At 38.0% G+C, this 24,982-nt stretch carries 28 protein-coding genes and 2 tRNA genes; 15 read left to right on the top strand and 15 right to left on the bottom strand.

Annotated features, from left to right (window positions below; translation table 11 throughout):
- Positions 1-127, top strand: a 127-nt coding sequence (locus DN064_RS10565; RefSeq protein WP_157962292.1) for a T9SS type B sorting domain-containing protein, incomplete at its 5' end; no start/stop codon positions are given.
- 23 nt (positions 128-150) lie between these two features.
- Here DN064_RS10565 and DN064_RS10560 read toward each other — a convergent pair.
- Positions 151-1,692, bottom strand: a complete 1,542-nt coding sequence (locus DN064_RS10560; RefSeq protein ID WP_115462608.1) for an outer membrane protein transport protein — start codon at positions 1,690-1,692, stop codon at positions 151-153.
- A gap of 17 nt (positions 1,693-1,709) precedes the next feature.
- Positions 1,710-2,795 carry a hypothetical protein gene (locus tag DN064_RS14175; RefSeq protein ID WP_157962291.1) on the bottom strand — a complete coding sequence of 362 codons (1,086 nt, stop codon included), beginning with the start codon at positions 2,793-2,795 and terminating at the stop codon, positions 1,710-1,712.
- 74 nt (positions 2,796-2,869) lie between these two features.
- Here DN064_RS14175 and proS point away from each other — a divergent pair, with 74 nt between their 5' ends.
- The 3 genes from proS (at position 2,870) to rpsT (ending at position 4,806) form a co-directional block, all read left to right on the top strand.
- The gene (gene proS / locus DN064_RS10550) at positions 2,870-4,348 is read left to right on the top strand and encodes a proline--tRNA ligase (RefSeq protein ID WP_115462606.1); all 1,479 of its coding nucleotides are present in this window, start codon (positions 2,870-2,872) and stop codon (positions 4,346-4,348) included.
- A gap of 113 nt (positions 4,349-4,461) precedes the next feature.
- Positions 4,462-4,533 (top strand) — tRNA-Glu (locus tag DN064_RS10545).
- A gap of 21 nt (positions 4,534-4,554) precedes the next feature.
- The gene (gene rpsT / locus DN064_RS10540) at positions 4,555-4,806 is read left to right on the top strand and encodes a 30S ribosomal protein S20 (protein ID WP_115462605.1); all 252 of its coding nucleotides are present in this window, start codon (positions 4,555-4,557) and stop codon (positions 4,804-4,806) included.
- 125 nt (positions 4,807-4,931) lie between these two features.
- Here the strand turns inward: rpsT and rho are convergent, their stop codons facing one another.
- Positions 4,932-6,545 carry a transcription termination factor Rho gene (rho, locus tag DN064_RS10535; protein WP_115462604.1) on the bottom strand — a complete coding sequence of 538 codons (1,614 nt, stop codon included), beginning with the start codon at positions 6,543-6,545 and terminating at the stop codon, positions 4,932-4,934.
- Between the two features lie 216 nt (positions 6,546-6,761).
- On the opposite strand from rho, the gene DN064_RS10530 reads away from it, so the two are divergent.
- Entirely contained in the window at positions 6,762-7,172 is a 411-nt protein-coding gene (locus DN064_RS10530) for a DUF4293 domain-containing protein (RefSeq protein WP_115462603.1), read from the top strand.
- 55 nt (positions 7,173-7,227) lie between these two features.
- Here DN064_RS10530 and DN064_RS10525 read toward each other — a convergent pair whose 3' ends face one another.
- Positions 7,228-7,719 carry a metallophosphoesterase family protein gene (locus tag DN064_RS10525; RefSeq protein ID WP_115462602.1) on the bottom strand — a complete coding sequence of 164 codons (492 nt, stop codon included), beginning with the start codon at positions 7,717-7,719 and terminating at the stop codon, positions 7,228-7,230.
- 86 nt (positions 7,720-7,805) lie between these two features.
- On the opposite strand from DN064_RS10525, the gene truA reads away from it, so the two are divergent.
- Positions 7,806-8,564 carry a tRNA pseudouridine(38-40) synthase TruA gene (gene truA / locus DN064_RS10520; protein ID WP_115462601.1) on the top strand — a complete coding sequence of 253 codons (759 nt, stop codon included), beginning with the start codon at positions 7,806-7,808 and terminating at the stop codon, positions 8,562-8,564.
- An 8-nt stretch (positions 8,565-8,572) separates the two neighbouring features.
- Positions 8,573-10,342 carry an ABC transporter ATP-binding protein gene (locus tag DN064_RS10515; RefSeq protein WP_115462600.1) on the top strand — a complete coding sequence of 590 codons (1,770 nt, stop codon included), beginning with the start codon at positions 8,573-8,575 and terminating at the stop codon, positions 10,340-10,342.
- On the opposite strand, the gene DN064_RS10510 is transcribed toward DN064_RS10515, so the two are convergent.
- The 5 genes from DN064_RS10510 to folP are packed head-to-tail and all read right to left on the bottom strand — an operon-like array spanning position 10,343 to position 14,220.
- Positions 10,343-11,131, bottom strand: coding sequence for a DUF3667 domain-containing protein (locus DN064_RS10510; RefSeq protein ID WP_157962290.1), 789 nt, complete (start codon positions 11,129-11,131; stop codon positions 10,343-10,345).
- A complete protein-coding gene (locus DN064_RS10505) occupies positions 11,118-11,915 on the bottom strand; it encodes a DUF3667 domain-containing protein (RefSeq protein ID WP_115462598.1) in 798 nt (265 codons plus the stop codon). The genes DN064_RS10510 and DN064_RS10505 overlap by 14 nt, the downstream gene beginning before the upstream one ends.
- Positions 11,916-12,698 carry a diadenylate cyclase CdaA gene (cdaA, locus tag DN064_RS10500; RefSeq protein ID WP_115462597.1) on the bottom strand — a complete coding sequence of 261 codons (783 nt, stop codon included), beginning with the start codon at positions 12,696-12,698 and terminating at the stop codon, positions 11,916-11,918.
- Between the two features lie 33 nt (positions 12,699-12,731).
- Positions 12,732-13,394: a hypothetical protein gene (locus DN064_RS10495; RefSeq protein ID WP_115462596.1), complete on the bottom strand. Its 663-nt coding sequence runs from the start codon at positions 13,392-13,394 to the stop codon at positions 12,732-12,734.
- Positions 13,381-14,220 carry a dihydropteroate synthase gene (folP, locus tag DN064_RS10490; protein WP_115462595.1) on the bottom strand — a complete coding sequence of 280 codons (840 nt, stop codon included), beginning with the start codon at positions 14,218-14,220 and terminating at the stop codon, positions 13,381-13,383. The genes DN064_RS10495 and folP overlap by 14 nt, the downstream gene beginning before the upstream one ends.
- Before the next feature lie 128 nt (positions 14,221-14,348).
- Between folP and DN064_RS10485 the strand changes: the two genes are divergently transcribed.
- From DN064_RS10485 to DN064_RS10460, 6 genes are all read left to right on the top strand, one after another.
- Positions 14,349-14,888 carry a DUF1599 domain-containing protein gene (locus DN064_RS10485; RefSeq protein ID WP_115462627.1) on the top strand — a complete coding sequence of 180 codons (540 nt, stop codon included), beginning with the start codon at positions 14,349-14,351 and terminating at the stop codon, positions 14,886-14,888.
- A gap of 10 nt (positions 14,889-14,898) precedes the next feature.
- The gene (locus DN064_RS10480; RefSeq protein WP_115462594.1) at positions 14,899-15,993 is read left to right on the top strand and encodes a BT_3928 family protein; all 1,095 of its coding nucleotides are present in this window, start codon (positions 14,899-14,901) and stop codon (positions 15,991-15,993) included.
- 9 nt (positions 15,994-16,002) lie between these two features.
- On the top strand, positions 16,003-17,079 hold the full coding sequence (locus tag DN064_RS10475; protein WP_115462593.1) for an ABC transporter permease: 1,077 nt from the start codon (positions 16,003-16,005) through the stop codon (positions 17,077-17,079).
- Positions 17,080-17,149: 70 nt separating this feature from the next.
- Positions 17,150-17,899, top strand: a complete 750-nt coding sequence (gene tpiA, locus DN064_RS10470) for a triose-phosphate isomerase (RefSeq protein ID WP_115462592.1) — start codon at positions 17,150-17,152, stop codon at positions 17,897-17,899.
- A gap of 2 nt (positions 17,900-17,901) precedes the next feature.
- Positions 17,902-18,738 carry a 50S ribosomal protein L11 methyltransferase gene (prmA, locus tag DN064_RS10465; protein ID WP_115462591.1) on the top strand — a complete coding sequence of 279 codons (837 nt, stop codon included), beginning with the start codon at positions 17,902-17,904 and terminating at the stop codon, positions 18,736-18,738.
- A 58-nt stretch (positions 18,739-18,796) separates the two neighbouring features.
- A complete protein-coding gene (locus tag DN064_RS10460) occupies positions 18,797-19,072 on the top strand; it encodes an ATP-dependent Clp protease adaptor ClpS (protein ID WP_115462626.1) in 276 nt (91 codons plus the stop codon).
- Positions 19,073-19,113: 41 nt separating this feature from the next.
- On the opposite strand, the gene DN064_RS10455 is transcribed toward DN064_RS10460, so the two are convergent.
- The 6 genes from DN064_RS10455 to DN064_RS10430 all read right to left on the bottom strand — a co-directional run bounded on the left by DN064_RS10455 (position 19,114) and on the right by DN064_RS10430 (position 23,459).
- A complete protein-coding gene (locus tag DN064_RS10455) occupies positions 19,114-19,386 on the bottom strand; it encodes a heavy-metal-associated domain-containing protein (RefSeq protein WP_115462590.1) in 273 nt (90 codons plus the stop codon).
- A 12-nt stretch (positions 19,387-19,398) separates the two neighbouring features.
- The gene (locus DN064_RS10450) at positions 19,399-20,808 is read right to left on the bottom strand and encodes an MBL fold metallo-hydrolase (RefSeq protein WP_115462589.1); all 1,410 of its coding nucleotides are present in this window, start codon (positions 20,806-20,808) and stop codon (positions 19,399-19,401) included.
- A gap of 71 nt (positions 20,809-20,879) precedes the next feature.
- Positions 20,880-21,674 carry a sulfite exporter TauE/SafE family protein gene (locus DN064_RS10445; RefSeq protein ID WP_115462588.1) on the bottom strand — a complete coding sequence of 265 codons (795 nt, stop codon included), beginning with the start codon at positions 21,672-21,674 and terminating at the stop codon, positions 20,880-20,882.
- Positions 21,674-22,090, bottom strand: coding sequence for a DUF6691 family protein (locus DN064_RS10440; protein WP_115462587.1), 417 nt, complete (start codon positions 22,088-22,090; stop codon positions 21,674-21,676). Before DN064_RS10440 ends, DN064_RS10445 begins: the two co-directional genes overlap by 1 nt.
- 2 nt (positions 22,091-22,092) lie before the next feature.
- Complete coding sequence (locus DN064_RS10435) at positions 22,093-22,650, bottom strand: YeeE/YedE family protein (protein ID WP_115462586.1); 558 nt, start codon at positions 22,648-22,650, stop codon at positions 22,093-22,095.
- A gap of 53 nt (positions 22,651-22,703) precedes the next feature.
- Positions 22,704-23,459, bottom strand: a complete 756-nt coding sequence (locus DN064_RS10430; RefSeq protein ID WP_317047369.1) for a Crp/Fnr family transcriptional regulator — start codon at positions 23,457-23,459, stop codon at positions 22,704-22,706.
- On the opposite strand from DN064_RS10430, the gene DN064_RS10425 reads away from it, so the two are divergent.
- Together DN064_RS10425 and DN064_RS10420 are read left to right on the top strand one after the other, a co-directional pair.
- Positions 23,432-23,505 (top strand) — tRNA-Arg (locus DN064_RS10425). The two genes, DN064_RS10430 and DN064_RS10425, sit on opposite strands and share 28 nt — an antisense overlap.
- Positions 23,506-23,763: 258 nt before the next feature.
- Entirely contained in the window at positions 23,764-24,969 is a 1,206-nt protein-coding gene (locus DN064_RS10420; protein WP_115462584.1) for a retropepsin-like aspartic protease, read from the top strand.
- Positions 24,970-24,982: the final 13 nt, after the last annotated feature.

Below are 24,982 nucleotides of genomic sequence, written 5' to 3'. Positions count from 1 at the left end.
AGGCTGGGATGGCACCTACAATGGAAGTCGTATGCCAAGTGATGATTACTGGTTTACGGTGAACTATACAGAACCACGGACAGGGGACCCCAAAATATTTAAAGCCCATTTTACCTTGAAACGCTAAATCAGGGCGGTACTTACCAAATTTTAAAAAGCAAAACTTAGAGTGAAAATAAAATTAGAAATAACATTTCTAATTTGTACGGTATCTGTTAGACCTACATTATATAGGCGGTCTTGAAAATCACGTCTGGATTGTGTAAAAGCACCATCCAATTTAACACCACCAAAATTATAACCTAAGCCAAAGGAGTAACCTTCCAAATCACCAAAGAATTCAGTGTCTTTGTAGGGGGATTGTTCAAATCTATAGCCACCTCTTAGACTAACCTGGTATATTCTGTATTCCCCACCAACTCTAAAGGTAGAAGCTCCTTTAAACGTATTGGATATGATGGTATTTTGTTCTGCAAAGAAATCATCAATGCCAGGACTATAGCGCATTTGCGAATAATCCTTATAGTTGTAATCAAAACTCAATAAGGCTGTTCCTCCAAAGACATAAGCCGCGCTTGCTCCAAAAGATCCCGGTGTGTTTAATCTGTAAGTTGGAAAATAGTTGACAATTACAGGGTTTATTACAATTGGAACTTCATCACCATCTTCAATTCTAATAGTACCTACAGATTGTGTTGTACGATCAGTTAGATAAAACCATGTTGGTGAGTGGTAATTTAAACCTAACCTTAAAGACGAGGTTACCTTAGCTATTGCACCAACTTGAACTGAAAATCCACCTCCAGTGGTTGCGAGTGTTTCTCTAAAATCAATTGAATTGGTAGTACCAGTTGACCCAATTACTACCTCGTCTAATCGTTTAAAATCATCATATCTCACAAAATTGGAATTTAGATTGATACCAACCGATAAAAAATCCCGGTACATAGTGGCAAAATTAAAAGCTACCTTTCCCTTATATCCTCTGGTGCTGCTTATATAGCGCTGTGAATAACTATCGCCATTCACGTTTAATACATATGAGGTATTGGCGTCATCAAATACAACGGGATCAATGATAAACGATTCATAGCCTAAGAATGCTTGTTGATGTTCATATCCATAGCTGCTTCCAATAGCGGCATAAGCCTCTGTGATGGATTCATTTTCAAAGGCAGAGATTTGGTCCAGGCGTTTCCCTTGGGCGTTTGCGAGGAAAAAGCTACCAACCGAGTTGTCAGGGTTAACACCACTGGCTACCCAATCATTGTCAAAATTGCTCATTCGATCGTAAACCACACCGAAAGAAAACTTGGTCCAATCGGAACTCATATCATAGTTATCTACAATAAATATCCCACCTAACTGTTCAAGTCTGAAACTTGAAAATTCTGAACTTCCTGTGGTCCCAAAATAGTCGAGATCTTGACTATTTGAGGTATTCCTACCTGAAATGGCTAAAGCATTCGTATTAAAAACAGCAGAAGCTGCGGGATTGAGACTAGTAGCTGTTAAGTCAGCACCTAAGGCACCAAAGGCCCCACTCATGGCTGCATGGCGTGCTGTACCTTGTACATCGTCTAAAGAATATCTAAGGGCATCTTCAATAGACTGTGCGTTTGAAAAAAGAAATGAAAAGCTTATCAGAGTAAATGCCCAAATTGCATTTCCTCTAGAGGTTAATAAATTCATAGGATTTGTTTTAGTATTTAACCACGACCTCGGCCCCCGCTAGAACGGCCGCCACCTCCACTACGTACCCCACCAGATGATCTCGTGCTACCACCTGACGATCTGTAAGAACTTCTACCAGAAGAACTGCTTCTTGTTCTGTTGATACCGGGATAGGTGTTATTATTTCGGCTTGACTTTCTGGATGAACGAGTTGTAGTTCTACTGTTATTTCTGCTTACAGTGCTACTTCTATTTGAACTAGACCGAGCACTATTATTCCTGCTATAACTTCTGGTATTGGGATTGTAACTATATCGGGAATTCGATGAGGCTACTCGTGATCGTCTTGACGAATTGTTACTTGCTACTGTATTCCTTGAAATTGTTGTATTAAGACGAGGTTCACTTAATCTGGTGATGCGACGACCCCTGTAGTCTGTACTTGCAAGTCCTGAACTTCTATTCAATGAAGATGTACGTGCACCAGTGTCTCCTCCTCTTAATCGATTGGTAGTGGAACGTCCGTATTCAGCAATGTAACTGTTTCCGCGACGACTGTTGACATAGGATCCATATCCGTACCCATAATAACCATGTCCGTAGTAGGGTGGGTAATAGCAACCATAGTAAGGAGGGTATCCCCATCCCCAACCAGGACCATACCAGCCTCCCCAGCCCCAGCCCCAGCCCCAGCCAAAGCCAATGCCAATTCCCCAACCGGTGTTGTATGTGTTTACAATCACTTCACTGGTTGTTGATCCCCAACCACCATTATTAGTGAAATTTTGAGGTTCGGCTATAGAGTCATTTACATATTCTGAAGCGTAGTTCTCGACATCTGTAAATATTTCTGCATCATTATTAATGTCGTCTACCTCTTTAACGGTATCGCCAAAATAATTTTTGTAGTACTGGGTTTCAATAGCATTGGTTTCCTGATTTGTCTCAGTCTGAGTTGCATTTGGTTCCGGTTCTGGTGAACCATTGTAGATCCCATCATCATAATCTACATATTTTTGGCTACCGCACGATGCCAACACTAAGGTTAATATGAGTAGTGTAAAGCCTTTTCTTAAGAGTAAAGCAGAATATTTCATCTCACGTTTTTTATTGTTGGACATTACAAAAATAATTAGTTTTGCGTCTTATATTATTTCTTTAACATAGAATCAATTTCTATGCCAAACTTAAACAGATGAGTAAAAACCTAACAAAGAGAGATGAGGATTATTCCAAGTGGTATAACGAATTAGTAGTAAAGGCTGATTTGGCTGAGAACTCTGCTGTTCGTGGTTGTATGGTCATCAAACCCTATGGTTTTGCTATTTGGGAAAAGATGCAAGCTGAGTTGGACAAAATGTTTAAAGCAACTGGTCATCAAAATGCTTACTTTCCTTTGTTTGTTCCAAAAAGTTTGTTTGAGGCCGAGGAAAAAAATGCAGAAGGATTTGCCAAAGAATGCGCTGTTGTTACTCATTACAGACTGCAGAACGATCCTGAAAAGCCCGGTAAATTAAGAGTTGATCCAGAGGCGAGATTGGAAGAGGAGTTGGTAGTGAGACCTACCAGTGAGGCCATTATTTGGAACACCTATAAAAATTGGATTCAAAGTTACAGAGACCTCCCTATACTTATTAACCAATGGGCAAACGTGGTCCGTTGGGAAATGAGAACGCGTTTGTTTTTAAGAACTGCAGAGTTTTTATGGCAGGAGGGACACACGGCTCATGCTACCGAACAAGAAGCAATTGATGAGACCATTTTAATGAATAAGGTCTATGCAGATTTTGTAGAAGGGTTTATGGCAATTCCTGTTATTAAAGGGGTTAAAACTGAGTCTGAGCGTTTTGCCGGCGCCATTGATACACATTGTATTGAGGCGCTTATGCAGGATGGCAAGGCACTTCAAGCAGGTACGTCACATTTCTTAGGTCAAAATTTTGCTAAGGCTTTCGACGTGAAGTTCGCTAATAAAGAAGGAAAGTTAGATCATGTTTGGGCAACTTCGTGGGGTGTGTCGACCCGATTAATGGGTGCTTTAATTATGACCCATAGCGACGATAAAGGATTGGTGTTACCACCAAAACTCGCCCCTTTTCAAGTGGTTATTGTTCCTATTTACAGGTCTGATGAACAGCGTGAGGCTATAGCTAAGGTGGCAAATGCAGTTGCAGAAAAATTACGCAACCTGAATATATCGGTAAAGTTTGATAATAGAGACGAATTTCGACCTGGAGCAAAATTTGCACAGCACGAATTACAAGGTGTACCATTACGTATAGCATTAGGGCCAAAAGATTTAGAGAACGGAACAGTTGAGTTAGCAAGAAGGGATACTTTGAGTAAAGAAATTGTATCGATTGAAGGAATTGAAGAGCGAATTTCTAATTTGTTGGATCTAATTCAAAACGAGCTTTATAACAAAGCCTTGAATTTCAGAAATGATCATATCACCGAGGTAGATACATTTGATGAATTTAAATCGATCCTTGAATCTAAAGGTGGATTTATTTCTGCGCATTGGGATGGTACCCCTGAAACTGAACAGAAGATAAAGGAGCTTACAAAAGCTACCATTAGATGTATTCCTTACGACCGGAAAGATGAGGAAGGGTCTTGTGTTTATACAGGAAATCACTCAGAAGGCCGTGTTTTATTTGCTAAAGCATATTAATTTTAAAAAAAATTAATTTGTGGTTGCAACATTTAAAAATAGTTGTATTTTTGCATCCGCAATGGAAACGTTGTCTGTTCATTAATAGAATTAGTAAAAATTAAGAACGATATGGCCCGTTCGTCTATCGGCTAGGACGCCAGGTTTTCATCCTGGTAAGAGGGGTTCGATTCCCCTACGGGCTACTAAAAAAAATTAATAAAGAAATGGCAAATCATAAGTCAGCTTTAAAAAGAATTAGAAGTAACGAGAAAAAGCGTTTGCTAAACCGTTATCAGCACAAAACTACACGTAATGCAATTAAGAAATTACGTGAGACAACTGATGCAAAAGAAGCGAATGAATTGTTACCATCTGTGGTTAGCATGATTGATAAATTAGCTAAAAGGAATGTGATTCATTCTAACAAAGCAGCTAACCTAAAATCTAGCCTTACTAAGAAAGTAGCGGCGCTTTAAGATTTAGAGAGATTGATTGAAAATTAGGGAAGTCTTTCCATTTGGAAAGACTTTTTTTATACCATGCAATTAAAAACCCATTCTGTTAGGAATGGGTTTTTAATATTGTGCTCTGTTTTTTGAAACTAGCCATTCATAGAAATAAGAAACTCTTCATTGTTTCGGGTCTGCTTAAAGCGATCGTTAATAAACTCCATAGCTTCAACGGGATTCATATCAGCAAGGTACTTTCTCATCACCCACATTCTTTGAATAGTATTATCATCTAAGAGAAGATCATCACGACGTGTGCTTGAGGAGGTTAGATCAATGGCAGGGAAAATTCTACGATTTGATATTTTTCTATCTAACTGAAGCTCCATGTTACCAGTACCCTTGAATTCTTCAAAGATAACCTCGTCCATTTTTGATCCTGTTTCTGTAAGGGCTGTAGCAATTATAGTTAAGGAACCTCCATTTTCAATGTTTCGAGCAGCACCAAAGAATCGCTTTGGTCTGTGTAAAGCATTGGCGTCAACACCACCACTAAGTATTTTTCCAGAGGCCGGTTGAACAGTATTGTAAGCTCTTGCCAGCCTTGTAATTGAATCCAAAAGGATCACTACATCATGTCCACACTCTACTAAACGCTTGGCTTTTTCCAATACGATATTGGCGATTTTCACATGCTCATGAGCCTCTTTATCAAAGGTAGAGGCTATTACTTCCCCACGCACATTACGTTGCATGTCTGTGACTTCCTCGGGACGTTCGTCTATTAAAAGAATCATTTGATATACCTCAGGATGATTTGCAGCTATAGCGTTTGCCACATCCTTTAATAGCATCGTCTTACCAGTTTTAGGTTGCGACACAATCATACCACGCTGACCCTTACCAATAGGTGAGAAAAGGTCCATAACACGGGTAGAAATAGTGCTTTGACGTTCGGCAATATTAAATTTTTCCTGTGGAAAAAGTGGAGTTAGGTGTTCAAATGAAACACGATCTCTTACTACTTGTGGACTTTGGCCATTAATTTTACTCACCTTTATTAAGGGGAAATACTTTTCACCCTCTTTTGGTGGTCTTACATGACCAAGCACTGTATCCCCAGTCTTTAGACCAAATAGACGTATTTGACTTTGCGATACGTATATATCGTCTGGTGAGGATAGGTAGTTATAATCTGATGATCTTAAGAAACCATAACCGTCTTGCATGATATCTAAAACACCTTCGCTCTCGATAATTGCATCAAATTCAAAATCAGGTTCACGATAGCGATTTCTGTTATCCTTGTTACCGTTATTTTTTTGATGTTGTTGATTTTGGTTTTTAGACTGTTGTTGTCCGCCTTGGTTGCGTTTAGATCTATTATCTTGTTTTTGATCCCTTTGTTTATTCTCCTGCTTGTTTTCCTGTTTATTCTCTTGTTTCTTCTCAGGTTTCGCGTCTTTTTTGTCAGACTCTTTAAACTCAATCTTCTGCTGTTCTTTAGCATTGGATTCTGTATCCTTTTGAGCTCTTGGTCTTCTCTGGCGGTTTTGATTTTTTTGAGGAGCCGCTTCTTTCTTTTCTGCAGGTGCAGTTGCCGTGTCTAGAGCCTTAGTGGCTTCTGGATTTGATGCCTGATAATCTAGGATTTGATAAACTAAATCTAGTTTCTTAAGGGAGCGGTATTTAGGGACCTTAAGTTGACTGGCAATGTTTTGTAATTCAGGCAATTTCATTGCCTTCAATTGAGCAATTTCAAACATTATTTTATATGTAAATAGTATTTATTTCGATAGTAAATGATTCAATTGTTTCAGACTGAAATTAGAAAAAGAAACAGTAAAATTAAATCGGAAGATGCACAGTAAGAACATAGTATTTAGTGACCGTGCAATGCAATAATACAATATTTTTATTTAAAATAAGCGTTTCTTTTTAAGAATAAAGAACTAATTTTGCCAACGCTGTTATTGAATGGTATGATTCAAAGAATACAAACGGTTTATCTAATGTTTGCCTTGCTTATTTCTGCAGGGCTTATCTTTGTATTTCCGTTATGGGTTGATGCCCAAAGTATTGACATTTATGCGCAAGACCAACTGGCAGTTTTCGGTGGGTTTTTAGTATCTTCAGCATTATCGTTCATTTCAATTTTGAGTTTTAAAAACCGGAAGAGACAATTTGTTCTTGGAAGGTTAAACATCATATTAAACTTTATTCTACTAGCGTTTTTCGTTTATGTATCGCTAAACTTATCTGGAGAAATTCAAGTTTCTGAGAAAGGTATTGGGATGCTTATTCCTGTTATTTCTATCGTGTGTTTGGCCTTGGCCAACAAGGCTATTAAAAAGGATGAGGATCTTGTAAAATCTGTGGATCGTTTACGATAAACCTAACATCTTAGTAGTATTAGTGTGAAAAACCCAGACGCTGCCGTCTGGGTTTTTATTTTTTATACTCTATCACTTCAAGATTGGAAAGTTTCCCGTTGTCAATTTGAAATCTGAGCATGGTTCTTACCTTTTGAAACCCATGCTTTCCTATAGCACCTGGATTCATGTGTATAAGATTAAGTTGTTTATCGGGCATCACTTTTAGTATGTGGGAATGGCCACATATGAATAAATCGGGTGGGTTTTGCTGTAGCTTATCTCTAGTTCGCATGTTGTATTTAGGGGGATAACCTCCAATGTGGGTCATCCAAACGCGCATACCTTCACAAGTAAATTTTTGATGCTCAGGAAACTCGGCTCGGATGGTCGCATTATCAATATTACCCCATACAGCTCTGAGGGTCGTTAGTTTTTTTATCTGATCTGTAACCGTTAAATCCCCAATGTCGCCTGCGTGCCATACCTCATCACTGTTTTTTACATGTTTAAGAACGGCACTATCCATATAGCTATGTGTGTCTGATAATAAGAGGATTTTTTTCATTGATTTAAAAAGGGTCTTGATATTTTGTTAATTCGAGTTTAGGCCCTGTGAAATGGACTATATTTGCTCAAAAATAGAGCTTTAGCTTGAGATATTTCATAGAATTAAAATTTGATGGTACCAACTATCATGGTTGGCAAAACCAACCAGATGCAGTGAGCGTCCAGGAAGTTCTGGAAGATGCTTTAGGTAAGCTATTAAGCGAGTCTATATCCATTACAGGAGCGGGCAGAACGGATGCTGGAGTTCATTCTTTGCAGATGTTTGCTCATTTTGAAAGCAAAGATTTACTTGATAAAGAGAATTTGCTATACCGATTAAATTCGTTTTTACCCTATGATATTGCCATCAATTCTATTAGAACAGTGGGAGATGACGCACATGCTCGGTTTGATGCTGCATCAAGATCTTACATCTATAAAATTCATCAGAAGAAAAATCCGTTCTTAAAAAATAGATCCTACTATTTACATCAGGATTTGGATGTTGAAACGATGAATAAAGCTGGCGATATCTTATTGCAGTATAAAGATTTTGAATGCTTTTCTAAGACTAATACTGACGTAAAAACGTTTATTTGCGACATTAGTAAGGCGCATTGGACTAAAAAAGATGAATCGCTTGAGTTTGTGATTACAGCGGACCGTTTTTTGCGAAATATGGTAAGAGCTATTGTTGGGACGATGATTGATATTGGGCTCCACAAAATACAACTAGACGATTTACATTGTATTATTGAATCGAAAAACCGTTCAAAAGCTGGTTACTCCGTTCCTGCTCACGGTTTGTATTTAAGTGAGGTAGTTTATCCTGAGGGAATTTTTATAAACGAGAAACACAGTTAACAAAATTCATGGCAGAGAAAGCAAAGAAGATATTTGATGTTACCTTATTTAGAAGGCTACTGGATTACATAAAACCGTATAGAGGAATATTTGCCTTGTCTTTGGTTTGTGTAGTTGGCTTGGCTCTTTTTGGTGCACTCAGACCTTATGTTCTGCGTGAGGCAATTGATTCGCAAATAGCTTTAAAGAAGCTAGATGGATTTTTTGTTTACATCATTATCATGCTTGTGCTGTTGGTTCTTGAGGTGGTGTCACAGCTATTATATATTTATTATGCAAGTTGGCTGGGGCAATCTGTGGTGCGTGATATAAGAATCAAGGTTTTTAAACACATGCTCAGATTCAAGATGACCTATTTTGATAAGTCCTCAGTCGGGGTATTGATTACGCGTGCAGTCACCGATATGGAGCGAATTGCCGATATTTTTGGGCAAGGCTTATTTATGATATTTAGTGACATACTTAAAATGCTTGTAGTTGCTGGATTTATGCTCTTCTTAAATGTAAAGCTGAGCTTAATTGTGTTTTCAACACTTCCCATAATTATCATTGCTACGCGGATCTTTCAGAAATATATGAAGCAGGCATTTGAAGATGTTAGAACAGAAATATCTAACTTAAATTCCTTTGTTCAAGAACGGATTACGGGGATGAAAATCCTGCAACTCTTTACAAGAGAAGATACGGAATATAAAAACTTCAAAGCCATAAACGAACGTCATAAGAAAGGATGGTTACGCACGGTTTGGTACAATTCCATATTTTTTCCAGTTGCGGAATTTGTATCATCTCTCACAATGGCACTTGTTATTTTAGCAGGTGGTTTCGATGCCGTTTCCATAAATCCGGGAACATCGGTTGGTGAGCTAATTGCTTTTACAATGTACATTCCATTGCTGTTTAGACCTTTGAATCAAATAGCCAATAAGTTTAACACCCTTCAAATGGGAATGGTGGCGGCTGACCGTGTTTTTAAGGTTCTTGATACAGATTCGCAAATTGATGATTCTGGTAAAGAAATTGTTAATCAGTTTAGGGGTGATATTCAATTAAGGGATGTCCGTTTCTCGTATGTTCAAGGCGAGGAAGTTTTAAAAGGAATATCAGTGGACATATCTGCAGGTGAAACTGTTGCCATAGTGGGAGCAACCGGTGCTGGTAAATCCACTATTATCAATTTATTAAATCGCTTCTACGATATTGATTCTGGTACCATTGAAATTGATGCTAAGGATATAAAGAACATGTCTCTGGAATCCTTACGTAACCAAATAGCAGTGGTGCTTCAGGACGTGTTTTTGTTTGCAGATACCATTCTCAATAATATTACCCTTGGTAATGAGTATATCATGGAAGCCGATGTTATAGCGGCAGCGAAAACCATTGGAATACATGACTTTATCTCATCTTTACCTGGTGGCTACCAGTATAATGTTAAGGAACGTGGTGTTATGCTATCTTCAGGACAACGTCAGTTGATCTCATTTTTAAGAGCTTACGTTACCAATCCAAGTATTCTAATATTGGATGAAGCCACCTCTTCGGTTGATACCTATACAGAACAACTCATGCAAGATGCTACGGACGCCATTACAAATGGCCGTACATCTATAATTATTGCCCATCGATTGGCGACCATACAACAGGCGGATAAAATCATTGTATTAGATGCCGGTAAGATCGTAGAAGTAGGTACTCATAAGAGTTTACTTCAGAAGGAGAATGGGTATTACAAAAATCTGTATGAGGTACAGTTTCTCAAGGCAGAAGCTTCCTGATTATTTGGGAGCAAAGTCACTTAATTGAAGGGCTCCACTTTGTATTAAATACACTAAATATAGTATAGACAATCCAAGGTAAATAATAAATAAAAGTGCCAGAAATAAGGCTGTCTTTATTACGAGCCACCCCCACGAAAGTTCGAATAATTGCTTGAACAGGCGGCAATGATAAAATAAGGTGAATAATAAAATTGCGAAGCCCGATACCATGTAAAGATCTGGGTTTATAAACAATAACACCTGAGATAAAACAACCGATATGATACTCATCAGTGACATGGTATACAAGTAAATCACAATGTGCTCAGTTAGATTGTAGGATTTATTGAGAAACACCACCCAACTAATCAAGCCAAAAAATGGAATCATAGCACTGTAGAAAAGCGAATTGTATTCTTGTAGCGAGTTTTGAGTGCTCATGAAAATGTCTTCATTCACAGGATTGTTCTCCATAACCAACATAGAAAAATCAATATCATTCATGTAGAACTTTCTAAGAATAAAAATTGATAAACCACTGAGTGTTAAGGCCAGTCCAAAAAAGCTCAAGGGGTTCACGTACTTCCTTCTCACCCCCTTGACATATCCGCCAATGACATCTGTAGGATCTGTAAATAAGCAAATAATAGTTCGTAACAGCTTGTTGTCATAATTGAGAAAGGTCTCCGTAATATGCTCAAATAGATTCTTGAAGCTCAACCTATTTCTTATGATTTTAGCACCACAATTATGACAGAACTCTGCGCCTTCTATTAATTCGGTATGGCAGTTTTTACAGTTCTCCACCAGTAGACAGTTTATAAATTATTACACCAATGACAGCGGCTACCCCAATAATCGCGTAGATGACCATATTGACTACCTGAACAATTAAAAATTTGGCAAAGGTTAGTAGGTAAGAATCTTTAAAAACCCGCTTTAAAACAAAATAGTAATAGACATATAAGGGAACAATGGTTATGAGTGAGGCAGTTAAATAATCCAAGCCAAATACCACACCAATAAAGGTCATAAAGGCTGTGAGAATGATAATTTGAGCGGAGTAGTATAGATTAATAACAAAGTGCTCGGTTAGGTTGAATCGTTTATCTCCAAAAATACTATAAGCGATCCAGGTTGATAAAGCGTAGAAGGGTAGCGTTAGTATATAACCAAGTCCTTGATAGTCACTTGTGTCTTTGTAACTTAAGTTTCTAAATGGATTATTTTCTTGTCCAGGAAGATTATCAATTGATTGGGTAAAGGAATTACTAACCTCAAATGATTCTGGAAATAAAAACGAAATTAAGAATACCTGAAAACCAGTCAAGGTCAGAGCAATTGCAAAGTATTGCAATACATCCTGGTATTTCCTTCGCACACCATTTATGTAGCCCACTATAACGTCTTCAGGGGCTCTAAAAAGAGCATAAAAGGTTCTGAACAAGCGATTGTCAATGGCTAGGATTTCCTGATTGACCTGTTCTGCAAGGATCCTTGGAGTTAGACGGTTTCTTATAACCTTAGCTCCACAATTAGGGCAGAAATTCTGCCATTCTTCAATGTGATGACCGCAATTTTTACAGTTCATTTAGACTAGATCCTTTTTAAGCTTTTCGTTTAAATCTTCTAAATCCTTGTAGATCACAAATTCCCCATCTTTAAAATAAGATATTTGTCCTGTTTCTTCACTTACAGCAACGGCAAGAGCATCTGTTTTTTCAGTAACACCTATCGCAGCTCTGTGACGCAGTCCGAATCTGTCTGGAACCGTCTTCTCATTATTCAGGGGTAAGATGACTCTGGTTGCTTTTATGGTATTTCCTTCGATGATGGCAGCCCCGTCATGTAAAGGGCTATTTTTAAAAAAGATACTTTCAATAATTGGTTGTGATACGGCAATACTCATTTCATCACCCGTATTCACCAGAAAGTCAAGATTGTTATTGCGCTCAATGACAATTAATGCCCCCGTTTTGTTACGTCCCATGTTCTCACAAGCCTGTAATATTGCAGAGACATCGGTGGTGGTTTCAATATCGTTATTAAGGAACTTAAAGTTCTTGAAGAGACGCCGTTTACCGCCAATATTGGTAGAGCCCACCATCAACAAAAACTTGCGAATTTCCGGTTGGAAAACAACGATCAAGGCAATAATCCCCACCTTCATAAATCCGTCAACTATCCGGTACAGCATGTGCATGTTGAGGTAATCTGTTAGCCTCCAGACAAAATAAATTATCAGGATTCCAATAAAAATATTGATAGCAACAGTGCCCTTAACAAGTTTGTAAATGTAGTAAAGTAGGATGGCTACCAGAAAAACATCGATAAAATCGATTAACCTAAAATCCCAAAGCTGTAAGTTCTCCAAAGGGCTTGCTTTTAGCTAATTTAATGATTTATGCTAATAAAATAATTCCCTAGAATCTATATTAATCTTTTTTGGTTTTATTTTCCGCAATTCCGATTTGACAGTAATATAATCTTGAAAACTCAATCCTTTATTGAAGTGAAGAACAAGAGTAATAGCTGCATCAGGTTCTTCCTCGCCTAAACCAACAAGAATTGACCTTAAATTCTCTTTTGAAAACTCCATGTTCAAATCAGGTATCATAGAAAGTGATACATCGTTTAGACTATTAATCCTCATTATGCAAATGCCATTGTCAGTTGATAGTAATTCATTAGAATCATGAAATTTTATGTCAGTAAAATCCAGAAATCCCAGTGTCGATTGAGCAATATCATTACAAGTAAAGTAGTTTTTTGCGGCTACATTAGTATGCATACCCTTTTTCTCGCGCTTGGCCTGTAAGTATTTTAAATGTGGAACTACTTGTTTTAAACTTAGTCGCTTATCAACATTAACCAGCCAATTCGTAGTGCCTATCAGGTTTTTTCTATTGAATTTGGTCGAATCTGAGGCAGTGGGATCGTAAAATATATAGGCGGGAGAAACATCCAAGACTTCTGCTATTTCTGACTGCTCAACTTCTGGTAACTGTACTATCCGTTCATTGCCGCAGGAAAGAACGAGAAGTATTATTAAAAACTTAAGACCTTTCATCCGTGCGATAAATATTTTGGTAGAGTGTAATACATTCCACCGCCTCCTTGACATCATGAACTCTTAGAATATTAGCGCCTTTTTCAAGCGCCAGCATGTTTAAGGCTGTTGTTCCGTTTAATGCAGTTTCCGCCGATCCTTCAAGAGACGTGTAAATCATTGATTTTCTTGAAACCCCAACTAAAAGCGGAATATCTAGATTTTTCAATAGCTCTAATTTGGAGAACAACTCAAAATTCTGAGCTATATTTTTTGCAAAACCAAAACCTGGGTCGGCAATTATATCAATGATCTTAGCGGCTCTTGCCGCAAATAAACGCTCCGATAAATGCTTGATCACTTCAAGTACAACATCAGTATAACGTGCCTTAGTTTTCATGTTCTGTGGGGTGCCTTTCATATGCATCATGACATATGGAACACCCAATTCACCAACGGTAGTTAACATCTTCTGATCCAGTAGACCTCCAGAGATATCATTAACTATTGCAGCACCTGCATTAACTGCTTCCTTGGCTACTTTACTTCTAAAGCTATCGATTGAAATGACAATATTTGGAAAAGTAGAAACCAATGCTTCAATAACAGGGATCACACGGCGCAATTCTTCTGCTTCAAGAATATCATCCGCTCCTGGCCTGGAACTATAGCCACCTACATCGATAAACGTAGCCCCATCTGTGAGCATTTTCTCAGTGCTTTTAATGATATTTGTCAAAGCCATGTTCTTTCCTCCATCATAGAAAGAATCAGGAGTTACATTGAGTATCCCCATGACCTTTGGAGCGTTCAAGCTAATCAATTGACCATTACAATTTATAGTCATAACACACGGCTCTGATTGATGATGGAAAAAGTAGTTAGGACCTGTTTATATCTTAGGTAAACTTTAATTCTCAAACTTTGAACTTCTTATTTATTTATGCGAAATTTACGCAAAATTAAATGGATTTAATGCATAATACTTCACAGCAGTACGACGATGTTGTAGCACAATGCAGAGCACTTTTTAGTAAAAAAATGACCGATTATGGAAGTGCCTGGCGTATCTTAAGATTACCGTCATTGACAGATCAAATTTTTATCAAGGCACAACGCATAAGAGGGCTTCAGCAGAATGATGTTAGAAAGGTGGATGAAGGAGAGGTGTCTGAATTTATTGGTATCATTAATTATTGCATCATGGCTCTAATACAGATTGAGAGAGGAGTAGTTGAGCAGCCAGATCTTAATACAGAGGAGGCATTGGAGGCCTATGATGAAATGATTGGTATTACTAAAGAACTTATGATGAACAAGAATCATGATTACGGCGAAGCATGGCGTGATATGAGGGTAAGTTCCCTAACCGACCTTATACTTCAAAAATTGTTGCGAGTTAAACAAATAGAAGATAATTCTGGTAAAACTTTGGTAAGTGAAGGAATTGATGCTAATTATCAGGACATGATCAATTACGCCATTTTTGCTATGATTCATTTATCTGAGAACTAAACACCATATTATGAAGCAACTTGTTGCCTTATGCAGACTTTTTGTTGGGGTCTTATTTATTATTTCCGGGTTTATTAAACTCAACGATCCCTTAGGTTTTTCTTATAAACTACAAGAGTACTTTAGTTCAGATGTGTTAAACATCCCATTTCTGGAGCCTTATGCCTTAGGGATATCTGTTTTGGTGGTGGTACTTGAGGTGGTGCTAGGAGTGTTCTTACTCATTGGCTATAAACCCAAATTTACGGTCTACAGCTTATTAGCGATGATTGTCTTCTTCACTTTCCTAACGTTTTACTCGGCTTATTTTGATAAGGTAAAAGACTGCGGTTGTTTCGGTGATGCCTTGAAATTAACCCCATGGGAAAGCTTTACTAAAGACATTATTTTATTGATCTTAATACTCGTTCTCGTACTAGGTTTAAAACACATAAGGCCTATTCTTGGAAGCTTACTCAATACGAGTGTGGCTCTTCTGAGTTTTATCCTTTCCCTTGGTTTTGGATATTATGTGTTGATGCACTTACCTGCTATAGATTTTAGAGCTTACAAAATTGGTGCTAGTATTCCCGAAGGAATGGCCATTCCTGATGATGCCCCAAAGCCAGTTTTAGAATATACATGGACCTTTAAGGTAAATGGAGAATTAGAAGAGTTTGTAACCAATGGTAGTTACCCAACAGTTGATGGAGAGTATGTAGGAGTTGAAACGAAAACAGTGGATGAAGGCTATATTCCACCTATTCAGGATTTCTCTATTGAATCTGATGAAGAGGATCTTACATCCTATTTTCTTGAGAAGAACAAATTATTGATCATCACGATGTACAGCATTCCTTCAGGCGAAGCAGAGGGGGTAGTTAAACTTAAGGAATTTACCACTCGAGCCATGAATCAAGGTTATACGGTTATTGGATTGACTTCGTCAGGTAGTGATGATAAACTGCAATTAACAGATAAATTTGATCTTGGCTTTGAGTTTTACCTGTGCGATGAAAAGGTTATTAAAACTATGGTTCGGGCCAACCCTGGTGTCATAATATTGAACAAAGGAACGGTGGTGAACAAAGCCCATTGGAATGATTTTGAAGATTTGATCTTATAAAATCACATCATATTGAGTAGGTTCATTCAAAAAATCTTTTATGCGTTGCTAACCATTTTTGGGGTAGTAACAGTTATCTTCTTTTTGTTTAATGTACTACCTGGCGATCCGGCCCAAATGATGCTCGGGCAAAATCAAAACTCAGAGCAGTTGGCTACTGTAAAAAAGAAATATGGGTTTGATCAACCTCTCACCAGACAGTACCGATATTATTTAAATGATTTGTCCCCAGTTTCTATTCATTCCAATTCTGTGGATGATTATACCTTTTTAGACAAATCTAAATACAGCTATTTTACTCTTCTGGAATTTACCAATACCACAATTGTATTAAAGTGGCCCTATCTAAGAGAGTCGTTTACTAAGCAAGGGAAAAAAGTATCAAGTGTCCTTTTGGAAACACTTCCCAATACATTTGTTCTAGCAATATCGGCCATAATTATCGCCATAATTCTAGGTGTGCTGTTGGGAATTATATCAGCCTTACATAAGGACTCTTTTATTGATAGGTTCATACAAATCTTTAGCACTCTGGGTATGAGTGTCCCTTCGTTCTTTAGTGCCATAATATTTGCCTGGCTTTTTGGTTTTGTGTTGCACGAGTACACCAATCTTGAAATGACTGGCAGCTTATATGAGTTGGATGATTTCGGGGAACGGAAAGAGCTAAAATTGAAAAATTTAATACTTCCGGCTATTGTATTAGGGATCAGGCCTCTAGCAGTTGTGATACAGTTGATGCGCAATTCACTGTTGGAAGTATTAGGTATGGATTATATAAGAACGGCCAGAGCCAAAGGGCTTAATAACTTTCAGGTGATAAAGAATCATGCCTTAAAGAATGCTTTAAACCCTGTGGTAACCGCAGTGTCGGGTTGGTTTGCTTCCATGTTGGCTGGAGCCGTATTTGTTGAATATATTTTTGGCTGGAATGGCCTTGGAAAAGAAATCGTCAATGCCTTAAATACACTGGATTTGCCTGTTATTATGGGATCTGTTCTGGTCATTGCTATTATTTTTATAAGCATAAATATACTAGTAGATTTAATATATGCCTGGTTAGATCCAAGGGTAAAAACCAGTTAATTTTTCTATGATTTATATCACTTTGGTTAATTGATTAAAGTGGTATTTTTGTCAACTTAAAACCAAAATTATGAGAACAAAAATTGTTGCTGGAAACTGGAAAATGAATATGAATTTTTCAGAGACTAAAGATCTTATAAACGCATTAAGCGCACAGTCACAGACATCAGATGCCAAAGTGATGATTGCTCCTACATATACAAATTTACCATCGGCAGTTGAGGCGCTAGAAAACTCTAGTATTGAGGTAATTGCCCAGAACATGCATTTTGCAGAGAATGGAGCTTATACCGGAGAGATTAGTGCATCCATGTTAAAGAGCATTGATATTTCAACGGTGATTTTGGGACATAGTGAGCGTCGAGCCTATTTTAATGAAACGGATGCTGATCTAGCCAAAAAGGTATCTCAGGCATTGGCCAATGAAATGGCTGTAGTGTTTTGTTTTGGTGAAGAGCTGGAAGACCGCAAATCGTCTCAAGAAGAAGCAGTGGTTAAAAGTCAATTAAAGAATGCCTTATTCCACTTAGAGGCTGATGATTTCAAACATATTGTTCTAGCGTATGAGCCGGTTTGGGCTATTGGTACAGGTGAAACGGCGAGTCCTGAACAGGCCCAAGACATGCACGCCTTCATTCGTAAAACTATCGCTTCAAAATATGGAGATGAGGTGGCTGATTCGGTATCAATTCTCTATGGTGGTAGTGTAAAACCTGGCAATGCTCAGGAGATCTTTTCTAAGCCTGACGTAGATGGCGGACTAATTGGTGGAGCTTCTCTAAAGGCCGATGACTTCTTTACTATCGTTAATGCGATATAAGTTTGGAAAACCCCGTATATATTGGATATGAGTTTAAAGTGGCTCCTTTGGTGCCTGGTGTAGAAATTCTAATGGCAGAATTGGGCTATGCCGGTTTTGAGAGTTTTGTGGAAACCGAGGAGGGTCTTTCAGCTTATATTCAAAAATCAGATTGGTCAGAGTCATTTCTTGATACAATTGACATTTTAAAATCTAGCGAGTTTCATATCTCTTATGAGTTTGAAGACATCGAGCAAACCAATTGGAATGCCACCTGGGAACAGAGTTTTCAACCAATTGTGGTGGATGAGCGTTGTACGGTGAGAGCTCCTTTTCATGATAAGGCTAAGACGGAGTTAGATATTATTATAGAACCAAAGATGAGTTTTGGTACAGGGCACCATGAGACCACACATATGATGATTCAGTTCTTATTAAAAGCTGATTTAAAAGGTAAAACCATTCTGGATATGGGATGTGGTACTGGGGTATTGGCTATAATTGCTGAAAAGCTTAGGGCTACCAAATTAGATGCTATTGATATTGATGCATGGTCTTACGAGAATAGCCTCGAGAATGTGGGCAGAAATGAATGCCACAAAATAAGTGTGTATCAAGGCGACGTGGACTTACTGGAGGGTAAAAGCTATGATATGATCATTGCTAATATTAATAGAAATATTCTATTAGATCAAATGGAATCTTATGCTAAGTGTTTAAATACCAATGGGGTACTCTTTCTAAGTGGTTTTTATAAAGCGGATATCTCCATAATTGAAGCCGCTTGTAATTCACATATGTTAAAATTGGAGGATTCTTTACAAAGAGGGGAGTGGGTTGCCCTAAAATTTATAAATTAGTTCTTTAAGTTAGTAAGGAATGTTTCGTCTAACTTCAAGATTGTCAAAGACTAAGCCTATGAGCTCAAAAGAAAAATATTCAGAGGAGTTATTATTGGAAGAAGAGGTAATCAAGCAAAACGAAATCGTTTTGTTTAATGATGATGTTAACACTTTTGATTATGTCATTGATACCTTAATTTATGCCTGTGACCATACTCCTGAGCAAGCAGAACAATGCTCTTTAATTGTTCATTACAAAGGAAAATGCACGGTGAAGACCGGTCCTTTCGAGGACTTGGAACCAAGATGTTCTAAGCTATTAGAGGCCGGATTAAGTGCCGAAATCGTATAAAAAAAGCCTGCTATTAGCAGGCTTTTTTAATTATTCCATTTTTATTTGGTCATACGTCCAACAGCACAACTCACAAATGATTTAGCTTTAAGCGATAGACCGTTGTCTTCTCCCACAGCTGGATACCCCATTTTAGACAGACTTTCAATTATAGTTGATAATTGATCCGTGTCCATCAGGTCTATAGAAACCTGATTCGTGTTATTGTCAACATTGACCTTCGATACTCCCTCAATTTTAGAAAGCTGCGTTTCAATGGTGTGGGCACAACCATGACATTTAAGATTTTGGATTTCTATTTGCACTGTTTTCATTAATCCGTACGATTAAATAGTTGATGGGCACACAAAGTCCGTGGTAGGAAGGTCCGTCTGTTTGATCGCACCAAACCCTCCTGCCACATCAATGAGCTTATTAAAGCCACGTGCTTTTAAAATAGAAGCCGCTATAACCGAGCGGTAACCGCCAGCACAATGGATATAGTAAGTGTTGTTTCTATCAACATCTTCCATTTGAGAATTAATATAATCCAAAGCAAAATGTTGTGCGGTTTCTAAATGGCTTGAGCTGTACTCACCATCCTTTCTAACATCCAGAATCTTGATACTGTCATCTTCCTTATAAATGTTAGCAAAAGTATCAGCCGAAATAGATTCGAGGGTGTCGATTTCTCTCCCTGATGCTTCCCAAGCTGTTAAGCCACCTTCAAGATAGCCTAAGGTGTTGTCATAACCAACTCTTGAAAGTCGGGTCACTGCCTCCTCAGCTTTTCCTTCTGGAACTACTAATAGAATAGGCTGTTTAATATCGGTAATTAAAGCCCCAACCCAAGGAGCAAAACCACCATTTAATCCTATGAAAATAGAATTTGGAATATGACTTTTTATAAAGTCAGACTGAGGTCTTACATCTAAAATTAATGCGGATTCGTGATTAGCTAACGCTTCAAATTGTTCGGGATCTAAGGGAACATTCCCTTTTTGCATTACCGCCTCAAATGAGTCATACCCCATTTTATTCATCATGGCATTCTTAGCAAAATACTGTGGAGGGGGTGCGATTCCATCCAAAACTTCTTCTACAAATTCTGCTTTTGTCATATCAGCTCTTAAGGCGTAATTCGTCTTCTTCTGATTTCCTAAGGTATCCACAGTTTCTTTACTTAGGTTCTTTCCGCATGCAGAACCAGCACCATGAGCAGGATAAACAATAACATCATCGGCCAATGGCATGATCTTTTCTCGTAACGAATGGAAAAGCATAGCTGCCAAATCCTCTTTAGTAAGATCTGATTTTATAGCCAGATCTGGTCTTCCTACATCTCCAAGAAACAGAGTATCACCTGAGAAAATGGCATGATCTTTCCCATCTTCATCAATAAGTAAATAGGTAGTTGACTCAAGTGTATGACCAGGTGTATGTAAAACCTTTATTTTAATGTTACCAAGTTCAAGCAACTCACCATCTGTAGCCATATGAATGTCATATTCTGTTGATGCTCCAGGACCATAAACAATGGTAGCTCCGGTTTTATTAGCAAGATCAATATGACCAGATACAAAATCAGCATGAAAATGGGTTTCAAGAATGTACTTGATTTTAGCACCAGCCTTATCAGCACGATCAATGTATTGTTGTGTTTCTCTTAATGGATCTATGATGGCTACCTCGCCATTTGATTCAATGTAATAGGCACCTTGTGCAAGGCATCCCGTATATATTTGTTCTATTCTCATAACGTTTAAAATTAAGACTCTACAAAATTACAAAACTGAAGTTTCCAATATGTGACTTTTGTCACACAGTCCTAAGTCAACTCTTTATATATAATAACGATGGCCATTAATAATGTAAAATAACCGAATGCTTTTTTTAGGAATTTAGGACTGGTTCGTTTGGCTATGGCAAGACCAATAAAAATACCAATAATAGAAATTCCTGTAAAGGTTAATAAGAAGGGCCAGTCGATCTCAATGTTTTTAAGATCACCACTAAATCCAAAGAGTGATTGGATAGCAATGATAAAGAGAGACGTACTCACGGCATTCTTAATAGGCATTTTTACCAAAAGCACTAAGGCCGGAACTATGAGGAAGCCACCACCAGCACCTACAAGACCGGCCAAAACTCCAATTCCAATAGCCTGAGTGCCAATGGCAAAATAGTGACTTAGTCCAAATTTTTTCTCAGGAGAATCTTTTTCAACCACCTTAGACTTGATCATGGACCATCCTGCTAAAAAAACCACCACAGCAAAAAGCATCATAATAAAAAGTGCGGTTGTAAACTCAAAAGTTCCTATTGTAAAAAGAACCTCAGGAAGATTGGGTATGACGATAGCTCTCACACCAAAGACTGCCAAAATTGAAGGTATGGCGAATACCATGGCCGTTCTAAAATCTATAGATCCGGTTTTAATATTACGTAAGGTACCAACGGTTGCTGTACTACCCACAACAAATAGGGAATACGAGGTAGCCACAATAGGACTTAAACCAATCAGGTAAACCAAGATGGGCACGGTTAAAATAGAACCACCACCGCCAATAAGGCCAAGTACCAGCCCTACCAATAATGCTCCTATATACCCGATGACTTCCATTAATGTGGTAATTTATCTTTTAAAACCCCGTAGGTGTAGGTTCCCAAAATAGCGGCTGCAATAACAATGAGCATTGAAAAAACCCCAGTTCCGACCAGGATATACATAGGTCCAGGGCAGGCACCAGCAAGGGCCCATCCCAATCCAAAAATAGAACCACCAAGAAGATAGCGTACATAACCACGATCCTTAAGCGGAACACGTATTTGGTTACCATAAATATTTTTGATGTGGAGTTGCTTTGTAAGTAATAAAATCACAACACCAGTGGCTACGGCTGTACCAATAATGCCATACATATGGAAGCTTTGAAATTTAAACATTTCAAAGATTCGGTACCAGGACACCGCCTCGGACTTTACCAATACGATTCCAAAGAAAATACCAACTATAAAAAACTTAATATACTTTCCCATAATTAAAAAAGAATTGGGTAAATAAGATGAATCATAATAAGTCCACCAATAAAAAAGCCAATAACGGCAATCAAAGATGGCAACTGTAAACTACTTAATCCAGTTATGGCGTGTCCCGAGGTACAACCACCACCATAACGGGTTCCAAAACCAACTAAAAATCCAGCAACAATTAGTATTAAAATCCCCTTTAATGAAAAAACAGCCTCCCAGGAAAATAATTCCGCTGGTAGTAAGCTCTTGCCTGTGTTTTCAAATCCGAGTGCATTTAAATCGGACACAGTTGCTTCACTTAAAGCAATGTCCGTAGGAACAGAGAGATGAAAATGTGCTAAATATCCGCCAAGCATAGCACCCAGAACAACAACAAGATTCCATTTTTGAGATTGCCAATCGAAATTAAAAAAAGGCACTTTTTTTCCAGCTCCTCCAATAGCACAAAGGGTTCTTAGATTGGAAGACATTCCAAAAGTTCTCCCAAAATACAAGAGTAGAAACATGACAAGTGCTATACAGGGGCCGGTTACATACCAGGGCCAGGGTTGCAGGATAACATCCATAGCTAATTTTTTTGCAAAAATAAAGTTGAATTCGTGAACAAAAGTAACAATAGTTACAGATATTCTAGGATTGTGATTTTGTTTCTGCCAAGTGTTATTTCCCCTTCGTTCTCAAGTTGTTTTAATAACCTGGAAACAACAACTCTAGACGTGTTAAGATCTTCAGCAATACTCTGATGTGTTAGATTTAAAATTGCTGAAGCTGTTAGCTTAACCTGATCTGTTAAGTATTTGTACAGACGTTCATCCATTTTAAGGAAGGCCAGAGTATCTATGGTTTCTAGCATCTCATTAAATCGAACCTGATAGCTTTGAAGAATAAACATGCGCCAACTTTCATTGGAATTAAACCAATCGGTCATAGCCGATACTGGAATCATAACCACATTAGTATCACTATCAGCGATAGCTCGTATTTTACTAACGGATTTGGCCATACAACAAGTCAGTGACATGGCACAAGTATCACCTGATTCTAAAACATATAATAGGAGATCATTACCATCATTGTCTTCTCGCATCACCTTGATGTTACCTGATAAGAGTAGGGGTACGGATTGGAGCTCCTGCCCAACATCTATAATGATATCGTTTTTACTAAATGATTTGATGGAAGCTACCGCACTCATCTTATCGATGATCTCCTCATCCAGTATGTAACTAAATGACGCTAAGTCTGTTTTTGAAACCATATGTAAAAATAACGAAATCCCATTTTTTAGGATTAATTTATTTGGATAGGATTTAATAAAAGTTCTATATTTGCACCCACTTTTAAAAAGGCCTCGTGGCGCAACTGAATAGCGCATCTGATTACGGCTCAGAAGGTTACAGGTTTGAATCCTGTCGAGGTCACGAATAAATCAAAAAGCAAGCTAAAAACAAACAGCTTGCTTTTTTGTTTTTAGGGCTTTTTGATTTTCACAACGGAGCAAAAAGGATGCGTAGCAATCCTGTGCCGTTGTGGTGTGATTAAATCCAGATAGTTATCGAGATAAGGAGCGCTAAGGATGCGTAGCAACCCTATTGCGATTTTACTGATAGCTGAGTATTACATTACTAATGGGTCTGCCTAATAATCCTTAACTTAGAGTTTCATTTAAATAACCTCAAATGAAACTCAAATCTTTTATTTACCTGATATTTTTCCTTTCAGTAGTAGTTGGTCAAGCGCAATTAAGATCCCTCAATTATGGATCTGTTGCAGAGCGGAATTATCTGACCATCATTCGATTTGAGATGATGGGAGATAAACTGATAGTGCCGGTAAGTATTGAAGGGCAGACCTACAGGTTTTTATTGGATACAGGTGCTCCCAATATTATTTCAAAAGAATTGGATAGCATACTAAATCCCAAGGAAATAGGTTCCTTACCTACTTCTGATGCTACTGGGAAACGCAGTAGACTCAAGGTGGTGGCAGTAAAGTCTTTGCAGTTTGGTGATGTCAGCTTTGAGAACACAGCCACTTTGGTTTATGATCTTAACGACAGTGCTATATTCCGTTGTTTTGATATTGATGGGTTTATAGGTAGTAATATGCTCAGAAAGTCCATTATCCAAATAGATGCTGAGACCAAGACCCTTATCCTCACCAATAACAAGAAGAATTTAATTCTTGATAAAAAACAGTCGACAAAGATCCGATTAACCAAAAACCAAAGCAGCCCTTATATCTGGATTAAACTGAAAGGGGAAGAGTCCGGTAGAGAAGAATTGCTAATTGACACTGGAGCTGATGATTTGTACGACTTGTCCAAACAGCACTACAGCATATTTAAAGAGAAGACCATTTTTGAGCTTCTTGGCAAAGCAGAAGGAGCCTCGTCTATAAGTCTGTTTGGGGATGCTCCAGTTAATACCCAATTCAAATTGTTGTTACCTATACTGGAAGTCAACGGGTTTGAAATTGAGAATGTGGTCACCCAAACAACTAATGATGATAATTCCAGAATTGGGGCCCGATTACTGCAGTATGGAAAAATGACGCTTGATTACAAAGGAAAACGATTTTATTTTCAGCCCTATGAATTGTCTAGTCCTGAAATTAATTACGACTATGGCTTTTCCAACACCTATATTAAAGATAAATTGTCAATTGGTTTTGTTTGGGATGCATCTCTTACTGATAAGATAGCTTTTGGTGATGAGGTGCTGGCCATTAACGATTTTGACATAAACGAAACTACACTTTGTGACCTGGTATCCGATACAATAAGACCACGATCTAAACCCATTATGAAGTTGAAAGTAAGGAATCAGCAGGGTGAGATCAATGAGTTTTTATTTGACGGTAAAATATGGTTGAGTAACAACTAAATTCAGACCTCGG

The sequence above is a fragment of the Winogradskyella aurantiaca genome (assembly GCF_003362725.1).
Classification (GTDB): Bacteria; Bacteroidota; Bacteroidia; order Flavobacteriales; family Flavobacteriaceae; genus Winogradskyella_A; species Winogradskyella_A aurantiaca.
The sequence above is the reverse complement of the archived record's forward strand: the minus strand, read 5'-3'. Positions and strand labels throughout refer to the sequence as shown.

Coding starts and splice junctions, on each gene's coding strand:
- DN064_RS10560 (WP_115462608.1), bottom strand. CDS start 1,692: ATGAATTTATTAACCTCTAGAGGAAATGCAATTTGGGCATTTACTCTG.
- DN064_RS14175 (WP_157962291.1), bottom strand. CDS start 2,795: ATGTCCAACAATAAAAAACGTGAGATGAAATATTCTGCTTTACTCTTA.
- proS (WP_115462606.1), top strand. CDS start 2,870: ATGAGTAAAAACCTAACAAAGAGAGATGAGGATTATTCCAAGTGGTAT.
- rpsT (WP_115462605.1), top strand. CDS start 4,555: ATGGCAAATCATAAGTCAGCTTTAAAAAGAATTAGAAGTAACGAGAAA.
- rho (WP_115462604.1), bottom strand. CDS start 6,545: ATGTTTGAAATTGCTCAATTGAAGGCAATGAAATTGCCTGAATTACAA.
- DN064_RS10530 (WP_115462603.1), top strand. CDS start 6,762: ATGATTCAAAGAATACAAACGGTTTATCTAATGTTTGCCTTGCTTATT.
- DN064_RS10525 (WP_115462602.1), bottom strand. CDS start 7,719: ATGAAAAAAATCCTCTTATTATCAGACACACATAGCTATATGGATAGT.
- DN064_RS10515 (WP_115462600.1), top strand. CDS start 8,573: ATGGCAGAGAAAGCAAAGAAGATATTTGATGTTACCTTATTTAGAAGG.
- DN064_RS10505 (WP_115462598.1), bottom strand. CDS start 11,915: ATGAACTGTAAAAATTGCGGTCATCACATTGAAGAATGGCAGAATTTC.
- DN064_RS10495 (WP_115462596.1), bottom strand. CDS start 13,394: ATGAAAGGTCTTAAGTTTTTAATAATACTTCTCGTTCTTTCCTGCGGC.
- folP (WP_115462595.1), bottom strand. CDS start 14,220: ATGACTATAAATTGTAATGGTCAATTGATTAGCTTGAACGCTCCAAAG.
- DN064_RS10485 (WP_115462627.1), top strand. CDS start 14,349: ATGCATAATACTTCACAGCAGTACGACGATGTTGTAGCACAATGCAGA.
- DN064_RS10480 (WP_115462594.1), top strand. CDS start 14,899: ATGAAGCAACTTGTTGCCTTATGCAGACTTTTTGTTGGGGTCTTATTT.
- tpiA (WP_115462592.1), top strand. CDS start 17,150: ATGAGAACAAAAATTGTTGCTGGAAACTGGAAAATGAATATGAATTTT.
- DN064_RS10460 (WP_115462626.1), top strand. CDS start 18,797: ATGAGCTCAAAAGAAAAATATTCAGAGGAGTTATTATTGGAAGAAGAG.
- DN064_RS10455 (WP_115462590.1), bottom strand. CDS start 19,386: ATGAAAACAGTGCAAATAGAAATCCAAAATCTTAAATGTCATGGTTGT.
- DN064_RS10450 (WP_115462589.1), bottom strand. CDS start 20,808: ATGAGAATAGAACAAATATATACGGGATGCCTTGCACAAGGTGCCTAT.
- DN064_RS10445 (WP_115462588.1), bottom strand. CDS start 21,674: ATGGAAGTCATCGGGTATATAGGAGCATTATTGGTAGGGCTGGTACTT.
- DN064_RS10440 (WP_115462587.1), bottom strand. CDS start 22,090: ATGGGAAAGTATATTAAGTTTTTTATAGTTGGTATTTTCTTTGGAATC.
- DN064_RS10435 (WP_115462586.1), bottom strand. CDS start 22,650: ATGGATGTTATCCTGCAACCCTGGCCCTGGTATGTAACCGGCCCCTGT.
- DN064_RS10430 (WP_317047369.1), bottom strand. CDS start 23,459: ATGCGCTATTCAGTTGCGCCACGAGGCCTTTTTAAAAGTGGGTGCAAA.
- DN064_RS10420 (WP_115462584.1), top strand. CDS start 23,764: ATGAAACTCAAATCTTTTATTTACCTGATATTTTTCCTTTCAGTAGTA.